The sequence below is a fragment of the Dyella sp. genome (assembly GCF_035503745.1).
Taxonomy (GTDB): Bacteria; Pseudomonadota; Gammaproteobacteria; order Xanthomonadales; family Rhodanobacteraceae; genus Dyella_B.
This window is the reverse complement of sequence record NZ_DATJTC010000008.1, coordinates 212,542-222,878: the sequence shown is the minus strand read 5'-3', so window position 1 is coordinate 222,878 and position 10,337 is coordinate 212,542. Positions and strand designations below refer to the sequence as shown.

At 63.2% G+C, this 10,337-nt stretch carries 5 protein-coding genes; 1 reads left to right on the top strand and 4 read right to left on the bottom strand.

Annotated elements, in window-relative coordinates; genetic code table 11:
* Window positions 1–630: 630 nt before the first annotated feature.
* The 3 genes from VME63_RS03320 to VME63_RS03310 form a co-directional block, all read right to left on the bottom strand.
* Window positions 631–2,385: a diguanylate cyclase gene (locus tag VME63_RS03320; RefSeq protein WP_325430199.1), complete on the bottom strand. Its 1,755-nt coding sequence runs from the start codon at window positions 2,383–2,385 to the stop codon at window positions 631–633.
* Between the two features lie 447 nt (window positions 2,386–2,832).
* Window positions 2,833–5,004 (bottom strand): polyphosphate kinase 1, encoded by a 2,172-nt coding sequence (gene ppk1, locus VME63_RS03315; RefSeq protein WP_325430197.1) that lies wholly within the window; start codon window positions 5,002–5,004, stop codon window positions 2,833–2,835.
* Window positions 5,005–5,294: 290 nt separating this feature from the next.
* Window positions 5,295–6,071, bottom strand: coding sequence for a helix-turn-helix transcriptional regulator (locus VME63_RS03310; RefSeq protein WP_325430195.1), 777 nt, complete (start codon window positions 6,069–6,071; stop codon window positions 5,295–5,297).
* A gap of 120 nt (window positions 6,072–6,191) precedes the next feature.
* Between VME63_RS03310 and VME63_RS03305 the strand changes: the two genes are divergently transcribed.
* Window positions 6,192–7,463, top strand: a complete 1,272-nt coding sequence (locus VME63_RS03305) for an MFS transporter (RefSeq protein WP_325430193.1) — start codon at window positions 6,192–6,194, stop codon at window positions 7,461–7,463.
* 54 nt (window positions 7,464–7,517) lie between these two features.
* On the opposite strand, the gene VME63_RS03300 is transcribed toward VME63_RS03305, so the two are convergent.
* The gene (locus VME63_RS03300; protein ID WP_325430191.1) at window positions 7,518–10,232 is read right to left on the bottom strand and encodes a pitrilysin family protein; all 2,715 of its coding nucleotides are present in this window, start codon (window positions 10,230–10,232) and stop codon (window positions 7,518–7,520) included.
* Between the last annotated feature and the right edge of the window lie 105 nt (window positions 10,233–10,337).

Genomic DNA, 10,337 nt, shown 5'->3' with positions numbered 1-10,337 from the left:
CAGCTGCTTGAGCAGGCCGTTCTCGCCAATCAGGTCTTCCGGCTTGCTGTAATTGGCCAGCAGGCTATCCAGCAGCTCGCTGGGCACGTCGTGCTTCTTGCGTGTACTCATGGTGTCTCCGGGTCTGGTGGCAGTTTCCCGCCAAGGACCCGTTTACACAAAATCTAGGACACGCCCCCGCTAGAGCTTCTTGTCGAAACAACGATGTCGTTGACACGCCCTCCCCCTCCCTGAGAAACATCACGCCTCACGTCGTGATCTCCAAGATGTTGCATCGCGGGACGAACGCCACCTATTCGATGAATGACAGATGGCTATCGCGCGATGCCCTTGGTTTTAGAAGATAGGGAATACGGCTACTGCAGGAAATCGGACGAGTTCAAAGTTGATGGTATCGACACATCTTTCAGGAAAGGACTACACGATTTCAGCGGGCTTGTAGGGATTGAGGTGTATTTCGCAGATTTGTTTTGATTTATTCAACGGAGAGCATGCGTGCTCGGCTTTCGCAAGAAAGCGAAATACTTTTAACGACTACTCGCTTGATCGAAAAAAACATCACGCGATCTTGGACAAACTTGGTCCGATACCCCTTGCATTTTGAAGTGCCAAGCCGTGTTGCCTGCTACATCAACGCCCATGCTCATTGGCCGGACGCGACTTGTACGCCGCGCCTGCCATGTCCGCGCGCCGCTCGAAGGTATGCACCTGGTTGCGGCCGTGTAGCTTGACGTAATACATCGCCTGGTCGGCGCGTTCGATCAGCGTTTCCAGTGTGTCGCCCATGCTGCGCATGGCCAGGCCGATGCTTACGCTGAGTAGCAGTTCTTGCTGGTCGACGGCGATTTCCAGGCGGTGCACGCGCCGGCACAGGCGCGTTGCTACTTGCACGGCTTGTTCCTGGTTGGTGCCGTGGAGCATTGCCACGAATTCCTCGCCGCCGTAACGGCCAAGCAGGTCGTCGGGGCGAAGTTCGGTGCTCAGCACTTCCGCCACGGTTACCAGTGCGCGGTCGCCGGCAGCGTGGCCCTGGCGGTCGTTGAGTACCTTGAAGTGATCCAGGTCCAGGAACAGCAGGGCGATCGGCAGGCTCTTGGCGGTGGCATCGGCCAGCATGTTGTTGGCCGCTTCGGTCCATGCGCGGCGATTGAGCAGGTTGGTGAGTGCGTCGCGGTCGGCCAGCACGCGCACTGAATCGCGGTCGCGGCGCATGGTCAAGGCGCGGTCGGCCAGGCCCAGCGACAGTACGATCGCCTCGAACGCGCCCATCGCGATGCTGGCGTCGTTGAGCCAGTCCAGGCTCGACAGCGCGCCGGTTTCCTGCGCGCTGGTCATGGCCGTCAACACCAGCAGCGGCGTCCAGCCGACCAGGAAAAACCACGCCTGGCGCGAGCCGCGCACCGCCGCGACGATGGCCGCAAGCAGCAGCAGGAAGGCGCCGATGATCAGCACCGGATTGACCAGCGTCTGCGCCATCAGCACCAGTGGGGCAATCTGGCTGCAGCGAAGAATCACGATCAGCGGCATCGCCAGGCCGAGCGCGACGATCGGCACGCGCAAGGCCGGTGCGTGGCGCTGCAGGTCGCAGAAGCGGTTGATGAAGAGCGCGGCAAAGGACACCGACAGCGCGACGGCCGAACTCCCTACCAGCAATTCCGAACCGGCGAACCAGCTAAACCCCAGGGGATGGAACAGAAAACCGGTCTGGATGCTCTGCACCAGGACATAGCAGAGCATGTAGCCGGTATACCAGGCGAACGTCATGTCGCGCAGCATGATCGCGAAACACAGCGCCATCAGTGCCATCGATACCATCACGGCGAAGCACGCGGTGGCGAAGGCAAGCCAGTCCGAATCGCTGTGCAGATAGTCTTCGAAATTTTGCAGCTCGAAGCGCTCGGGCGCGGCAAGCATGTCGCTAGGCTCGAACTTCAACAACAGCGGCTTGGCGCCGCTGCCGGCGTCCAGGCGAAAGGCAAGCCGTCCATGCCCATGCAAGGGTGCGGTGAAGTCGTCCAGCGCCAGCGTGCGCGGCGGACCGTTGTCGCCGTACAAGGTAATCGAGCCCATGGGCGCGGGATAGATCGACAGCACCAGCTCCTGGCCTCCCTCGGGCCTGGCCGGCTCAAGCACCACCCAACTGCCCAGCGTGTCGCGCGGAAAGCGCTGCAGCAGGGAGGGGTTGAAGGGTTTCAGGGCCCCGTCCCGGAAGGCCTTGAGGATGGCCGCGGGCGTGTCGCCGCGGGCCGCTTCGCGCCATGCGCCATGTAGTTTGGCGCCGGTGCTTGCGTGCACCAGCGACAGCCAGAGCAGCCAGATCAGCGGCAAGGCCGCCAATAGCCATCTGCGTTCCCGCCATCCCTTCGGCAAAACGTCTTCAGTCACCTGCGCCCCTCGTTACTGAAGCGGCTGCGCGCCTACAGAGCACGCAGCCCGACTCCGCTCGCTCCATTTCCGCGTGATCGTCGATTCGCGATCAGCAGCGGCGCCTCCATTCTTGGACTTCGCGGGGAGGAAAGGAACGCTCGGCCATAGCATCGCACAGGCCAAGCAGGGGGCGTGCCAAAAGCAAGATGTTGCGTGGACGCGGGTTTTAGGGTGATTTGTGCGGGCTTGCCGCATGGTTCGGCCTTGCTTTGACCGCGTGTGACCCATTGGGTCAGCTTCGTGACAACGAAGGAACGATGGGCTCGGTCAACGCAGTGGGGCAGGCCGGCAGCCTGCCCCGGCGTAAAGCGTGCTCTGGGTGCCACGCGGGAACCCTGCCATCGCACAGCATCCCCGGCGCCACGGACAGTGTCCTGGCCCGGCGGCAATGGCGGGAACGCTGAGTCAGAGCGGGGCGGGCGCTCCGACACCGCAGTATTTTTCCAGCAACTGCTGCTGCACGTCGTGCGGTGCGTGCCCCTCGCGCGGCTGCAGATGGGTGTAGGTGCCGTCGGTCTGCAATTCCCAAGCCGTGGTGTTGTCGCTCAGGTACAGGTCCAGTTCCTTGCGGATGCGCTGGCGCAGCTTGCGGTCCTCAATCGGGAAGCCGGTTTCCACGCGCCGGTCCAGGTTGCGTTCCATCAGATCGGCACTGGCCAGGTACATGCGCGCGTCGCCGTCGTTGGCGAACCAGTACACGCGGCTGTGTTCCAGAAAGCGGCCGACGATCGAGCGCACGCGGATGTTCTGCGACACGTCGGGGATGCCCGGGCGCAGGCAGCACATGCCGCGCACCAGCAGATCGATCTTTACGCCGGCGATGCTGGCCTTGTACAGCGCGCGGATCACCTTCGCATCGGTGAGCGCATTCACCTTGATGATCATGTGCGCCGGCTTGCCTGCTTGGGCATGCACGGTTTCCTGCGCGATCATGTCCAGCAGCGATTTTTTCAACGTGAAGGGGGCGTGCAGCAGTTTTTTCATCTTCAGCAGCTTGCCCATGCCGGTGAGCTGGCTAAAGAGCCTGTGCACGTCCTCGCACAGGGCCGAGTCGGAGGTGAGCAGGCTGTAGTCGGTGTAAAGGCGCGCGTTGCCGCTGTGGTAGTTGCCGGTGCCAAGATGCGCGTAGCGCTGCAGCTTGTCGCCTTCGCGGCGCTGGATCAGCATCAGCTTGGCATGCGTTTTTACATCGACCACGCCATAGATCACGACCGCGCCGGCCTGCTGCAGGCGGGTGGCCAGCCCCAGGTTGGATTCCTCGTCGAAGCGCGCGCGCAGCTCTACTACCGCGATCACTTCCTTGCCGGCGCGCGCCGCTTCCACCAGGGCGTCGACGATTTCGGAATTGGCGCCGGTGCGATAAAGCGTCTGTTCGATGGTCAGCACCGAAGGGTCTTTCGCGGCCTGGCGCACCAGATCCACCACCGGCGCGAAGGATTCGTACGGGTGCATCAACAGCACATCCTGCTTGTTGATGACCTGGAACATGTCCTCGGCTTTCTTCAGCGCCTTGGGGATCGCCGGCACAAACGGCGGATATTGCAGCTGTGGACTCTGGCTGCGGCTGACGATGCCAAACAGGCGGGTGAGGTTCACCGGGCCGTTGACTTCATAGAGCTCCGCTTCGGTGAGCCCGAATTGCTTGAGCAAGTAATCGGTGAGCGTCTTGGGGCAGTTGTCCGCCACTTCCAGGCGCACCGCGTCGCCGAAGCGGCGCGAGGACAGTTCGCCGCGCAGGGCGCGCGCCAGATCGTCCATTTCTTCCGGATCGATGGTGAGGTCGGCATTGCGCGTGAGGCGGAACTGATAGCAGCCGCGCACTTCCATGCCCGGAAACAGATCCTCGGCGTGGGCATGCATGATGGACGACAACAGCACGTAGTTCTCGCCGTTTTCGCAGACATCCTCCGGCAGGCGGATGATGCGCGGCAGCACGCGCGGCGCCGGCAGGATCGCCAGGCCCGAATCGCGCCCGAAGGCGTCCACGCCCTCCAGTTCCACGATGAAGTTCAGGCTTTTGTTGACCAGCAGTGGAAACGGATGGGTGGGATCGAGGCCGATCGGTGTCATGATCGGCGCCACTTCCTGGCGGAAATAGCGCTGCACCCAGCGCTTCTGCACGGCGCTCCAGCTTTCGCGCCGCACGATGCGGATGCCGTGCTGGTCCAGCTCCGGCAACAGGCGTTCATTGAGGATGCTGTATTGCCGTGCGATCTGCCGGTGCGCGATCTCGCTGATTTCGGTCAGCGCCTGCTTCGGCGGGGTGCCGTCGGGGCCTACGATTTCATGGCCGAATTGCAGCTGGCTCTTGAGGCCGGCGGCGCGGATCTCGAAAAACTCGTCCATGTTGCTGGAGAAAATCAGCAGAAACTTCAGCCGCTCCAGCAGGGGCGTGCGTTCGTCCAGCGCCTGTTCCAGCACCCGGTTGTTGAACTGCAACTGCGACAGTTCGCGATGGATGTAATACGACTTGTCGCTGAGATCCACGACGGGCGGCGCAGGTATCGGCAGGGCGTCGGCAGCATCGGCGCTGGCGCTCGGGGCAATCTCCGCGTCCAGCTCGTTGTGTTTGTTCATCGGTGCACCGTTCGGGGGCTGGGGGATGTCGGCGCCACAGTGTCAGGTGCGAGCGCAGCGTTCACATCCTCTGGCAGGGCGTTGACACGGGTATGACACCTGCCGAACGGTGATCATGCCGCATTTGCCGCTGGAGTTACTAGGAATGCTCTGATCCATGCTTCGCAGGGGGCTAGCGCTGTCTGTCCGTATGCCTTCGGTCCATCGTCTTGACAGCCAGCCAGTCTGCCGGCGCCGATGGCTCTATGGCCTGCGAACAGACAGCGCTGGTGACACCTACGAAGCATGGATCAGGGCATCCCTAGATAATGGCTCGGCGCACTGCCCAGCGTACGTCGAAATGCAGCGGTAAATGCGCTGGCGCTGCTGTAGCCCAATTCCATCGCCACGCGCGTGACCGGTTCGCCGCGCCCCAGTCTCGCCAGGGCTGCGAGCAGGCACGCCTGCTGGCGCCAGATGCTGAAACTCATGCCGGTCTGCTGGCGAAACAGGCGCGTGAAGCTGCGGCGGCTGATGCCGGCCTTGTGCGCCATCGTGTCGATGTCCATGTCCAGTGAAGGGGCGTGGATCAGGGCATCGCAAAGCCGGGCCAGGCGTGGATCCTGGGGCAGGGGCGTGTTGAGGGGCAGCGACGGCATCCGTGCGATCTCCTCCACCAGCAACCGCATCAGCCGATCGTCGCGGCCATTCAAGGCATATTCGGCGGGAAGATCGACCGCCTCGGACAGCAGCGCATGCAGCAGCGGCGATACCGCGATGACCGTGCAATGCATCGGCAGGCCCGCGGTGGCGGCCGCTTCGGGAAGGATGTAGGCGCTGCGTGTGCTGGTGGCCCCGCCCATGTGCACCTGATGCACGACGCCGGCCGGAATCCACAGTGCGCGGCCTGGCGGTACCACCCAGGCACCCTCGCCGGTGGTCACGGTCATCACGCCGACGATGGCGTACAGGCATTGGCCGCGCTTGTGCGTGTGGCTGGCCAGCACCAGGCCGTTGGGGTAGTCGTTGCCGGTGGCGACCACCTCGCGTGGGGTGTCTTCGTAGGCAATGACGCGGGTATTTCTCACGGTTGGCCCAATTTCGACAGAATTTGACCCGCTGGTGCATGCAGGCCGAAGACGCTTACTCTAAGGTGGCGCTCGCAGCGGGGCAATCCCGCCGCTCACCTCCCCATCCAAGAAGACGCCATGCAGAACTCCGCCGAAACGGCTGCTCTGACTTCGCCTGCGCAGAACCCGGCGTTGCCGGGCGCATCCTCGCAAAGCGCGCCCGTGCAAGGCACGGATTACACCATCCTGGGCGCGATCAGCTTTTCGCACCTGCTCAACGACATGATCCAGTCGCTGATCCTGGCGATCTATCCGATCTTGAAGAGCGGATTCCATCTGAGTTTCGCGCAGGTGGGCCTGATCACGCTGACCTATCAGGCGACCGCATCGCTGCTGCAGCCCCTGGTGGGCACCATCACCGATCGCAAGCCGATGCCTTATTCCTTGCCTGTGGGCATGGGCTTTACGCTGTGCGGTTTGCTATTGCTGGCGGTCGCGCCGAACTTCCAGGTGCTATTGCTGGCCGCTGCGCTGGTGGGCACGGGCTCTTCGGTGTTTCATCCGGAGTCCTCGCGCGTGGCGCGGCTGGCCTCGGGCGGCAAGCACGGCATGGCGCAGTCGTTGTTCCAGGTGGGCGGCAATGCCGGTTCGTCGCTGGGGCCGCTGCTGGCGGCGTGGATCATCGTGCCGCATGGGCGCGGCAGCGTGGCGTGGTTTTCGGTCGCGGCGCTGGTGGCGATGGCGGTGTTGTTGCAGGTGGGGCGCTGGTATCGGTTGCATCACGTGAGCCGCGGCAAGGTGGCGCGTCACGTGGCGGGCGAGGCGCTGGGGCGCAACAAGGTGATCATTTCGCTGTCGATCCTGGGTGTGCTGATTTTTTCCAAGTATTTCTATCTGGCCAGCATCAGCAGTTATTTCACCTTCTATTTGATCCACACCTTCGGCGTGTCGGTGCAGAGCGCACAGGTGCATCTGTTCGTGTTTTTGTTCGCGGTGGCCGCCGGCTCGCTGGTGGGTGGCCCGGTGGGCGATCGGGTGGGGCGCAAGTGGGTGATCTGGGTGTCCATCCTGGGCGTGGCACCGTTCACGCTGGCGTTGCCGCATGCCAACCTGTTCTGGACGGGCGTGTTGTCGGTGGTGATCGGGTTGATTTTGTCCTCGGCGTTTTCGGCCATCCTGGTCTATGCGCAGGAGCTGATCCCGGGACGCGTGGGCATGATTTCCGGCTTGTTCTTCGGCTTGGCCTTCGGCATGGGCGGGATCGGCGCGGCCGTGCTCGGGCAGATCGCCGATGTGCGCGGCATCGATTACGTGTATGCGTTGTGCGCGTATCTGCCGTTGATCGGCGTGCTGGCGGTTTTTCTGCCCAATCTTGATAAACCGGCGCGGCTCAAGGCGGCTGTGCGGTAGCCCCAAGCGTTGGCTGGCCCCTCTCCTGAGAGGAGAGGGGCCAGCGCAAAACGGTCAGTGCTTGGGCGGCGGCGGACCTTGCACCACCTGCGTCAGGTTTTGCGGCTTGAGGTATTTCTTGAAGGCCGCCTGTACTTGTGCGGGCGTGAGATCCAGGTAGTGCTTGGCCGCCACCATCGGCTGGTCGAGCGGTTCGCCGTGCCACGCCCAGGTGAGCAGCGCGCGCGAAATGCTGCTGACGCTGGCCACGCTCACCGGAATGGAGCGAATTTCATACTGGCGCGCGTTGGTGAGTTCCGCCTCGCTTACCGGCGTGTTCTGCATGTCGATGATGTTCTTGTGCACCAGGCCGTCGACCGCCGCGACCTTGTCCGGATCGCTGCCGTACTGCACGAAGAACATCGAGCGCGAACGGTCAAAGCGCATGCCCGAACCGGCCCCGTATGCGTAGCCGTGCTTGACGCGGATATCGGTCATCAGGCGCGAGGCAAAGCCATTGCCGCCGAGCACGTCGTTGCCCAGTTGCAGCGCATAGCGATCGGGGTTGTGCATGTTCAGTTCAAGCATCTGCCCCATCAGCACCTGGTCCTGCGAGGCGTACGGGTTTTCCACCAGGGTGAATCCGGGGGGATTGACCGCCACCGGCTTGGAGATCACCTCAGGTTTAGGCCCTTGCGCCTGCCAGTGGCCGAAGTAGCGCTCGACCGTGGCCTTGGCCGCCTCGGGCGTCACGTTGCCCACCACTACGATGGTGGTCAGGTCGGGGCGATAGGTTTTGGCGTAGTAGTCCTTGACGTTCTGCAAGGTAAGCGCCTGAACCGTTTCGGGCGTGGCGCGGCGCAGGTCCGGATCGCCCTTGGGCAGCATGCCGGCCATCAGTGCCTTCATCATCTTGTAATCGGGCGACTGCATTTCGCCGGCCAGGGTGCGTGCCAGGGTTTCCTGTTGCACGGTGAAACCCTGCTGCGGCAGTGCAGGATGCAGTTCGTTGTCGGCCAGCAACTGCATGGCCCGGTCGAAGTGCTCGCTAAGCGCGGCCACACCGAAGTCGGTGCCGCCCGTTTCGCTGGCGGAGATATCGTCCAGCGCCTTGTGGAACGCATCGCGGTCCAGCGTGGCGGAGCCATAGTCGAACAAGCTCGACAACAGGCGCGCGACGCCTTCCTGCTTGGCCGGCTCCTGCAATTTTGGGTTGGTGTCGATATGGCCGAGCACGGTGACGGTATTGCTGATGTTTTCCGGCTGCACGATCAGGTGGATGCCGTTGGCCAGGGTCATTTGCGTGGGCGCAAGCGTCCAGCGCGGCATTTCCAGCTTGCTCAGCTTCTGGGCGGCCCACGTTGGCAGAGGGCCATCGAGCTTGTCGTCACCGGCGAACGATTCGGAACCGCCGAAGCCTGCACTGTTGGGCGGACGCTGGCCGTTGTTGTCGGAGGTCAACACCACCGTCACGCGCTCATTGGGCTTCAAGTATTCGCGCGCGATGCGATTGACGTCCGCGACGGTGACGTTGCGGATCTGTTGTTCCGCTTCCTCGGGCGAACTCAAGCCCATCCATGCGATGGCCTGCGACCACGCGCTGGCCAACGTCGTAGCGCTGTTCTTGTCGAACTGAGCCTGCGCGATTTCCGAGCGCTTGGACGCCTCGACCAGGTCGGCCGGCACGCCGTTTTTCAGCAGGTCGTTGATGACACCATCCAGATCGGCCTGCGCCTTGCTCGCATCGCCGCCCTTGGGGAAGCCCGCTTCGATCACGCCGATGCCGCCATGGCTGAACGGTTGCAGTTGCGCATCGGCGCTGAGCACCTTGCCTTCCACCGCGAGCGCGGAGAGCGAGCTGCGTGCGTTGTTGAGCACGTCCAGCAGTATTTGCGCCGCGGCGTTGTCCTTGGCCGCCATCATGCCGGGCATGCGATACAGAAACTGTACCGAGCCCGTGCCTTGCGGGGTGGTCGCGGCAATCGTCTGCGGCTTCACCGCTTGCAGGTGCAGCGGTGAAGCGGCGGGAAGCGTGCGCTTGGGAATGGCGCCGAACAGGTCCCTGATCTTGGCGAGCGTGGCCTGCGGATCCACATCGCCGACCACGACCAGCAGCGCGTTGTTGGGCGCGTACCAGTTCTTGTAGAAGGCTTGCAGGTCTGCCGAGGTGGTCTTGTCGAACGACGGACGCGTGCCGAGCGGGTCTTCCGCGTAGCCGGTACCGGCGTAGAGCACGCGCTCGGCTTTCTGGAAGGCCAGGTAGGAGGGGTCGGAAATATCGCGCGACACTTCCTGTTCGATGGCGCCGCGTTCGCGCTCCCAATCTTTCTGCGTCAGCAGCGCGCCTTCCATGCGCGTGGATTCGATGTGCAGCAGCAGGTCCAGGTAGTTGGACGGGGCGACGAAGTAAAACTGGGTGGCGTCGTTGGTGGTGAACGCGTTGTTTTCCGCGCCCATCTTGCCGGTCATTTCATTGAGCTGGGCGCCGGTCATGCCCTGGCTGTCGCGGAACATCATGTGTTCCAGCGCGTGCGCCGTACCGGGAAAGCCGTCGGGCGTCTGGTAGCCGCCGGCCAGGTAGGTGATCTGCGTGGTAACCATGGGCGAAAGCGTTTCCCGCACGATCACCACGCGCAGGCCGTTGTCCAGCGTGGCGCGCAAGACCTTGCCATCGGTGGCGGGTAGGGCGGCCTTGGACGGGGTGTCGGCGCGGCTGGGGATGCTGCCGGCCATCAGCGCCACGCCCAGCATCGTGCTCCATGCCAATGCTTTGAAAGGGCTTGCGATCATGTCTTTGAATTCCTTGTGGGGACGTGCTTGGACCGCCGGATGGTGCCATAGTGCCCGGCGGCCGCCTACGTGCCGAAAGCTGGCGGCCAGCCCCTACCAGTAGCG

Excerpts from the sequence above, each read along its gene's own strand:
- VME63_RS03300 (WP_325430191.1), bottom strand. The coding sequence starts at position 10,232 with ATGATCGCAAGCCCTTTCAAAGCATTGGCATGGAGCACGATGCTGGGC.
- VME63_RS03305 (WP_325430193.1), top strand. The coding sequence starts at position 6,192 with ATGCAGAACTCCGCCGAAACGGCTGCTCTGACTTCGCCTGCGCAGAAC.
- ppk1 (WP_325430197.1), bottom strand. The coding sequence starts at position 5,004 with ATGAACAAACACAACGAGCTGGACGCGGAGATTGCCCCGAGCGCCAGC.